Origin of the sequence: Capnocytophaga sp. oral taxon 324 str. F0483 (genome assembly GCF_000318315.2) — a bacterium.
Taxonomy (GTDB): domain Bacteria; phylum Bacteroidota; class Bacteroidia; order Flavobacteriales; family Flavobacteriaceae; genus Capnocytophaga; species Capnocytophaga ochracea.
The window spans coordinates 11,749-11,995 of sequence record NZ_KB291531.1; positions in this window are offsets into that span (position 1 = coordinate 11,749).

Here is a 247-nt window from a genome sequence, read left to right on the forward strand (position 1 = left end):
CAAAACTACAAAATTTGAAAGCAATTCACAACTTGTTCAGAAGAAAGCAAAGTGATTACTCGGTTGTTATCAATCGCAAAACTACAAAATTTGAAAGCAATTCACAACTTCGATTTGGTACGTACCGGACTCAATGAGGGTTGTTATCAATCGCAAAACTACAAAATTTGAAAGCAATTCACAACCAAATGAAAGAGGGAGATGAGTACAACATTGTTGTTATCAATCGCAAAACTACAAAATTTGA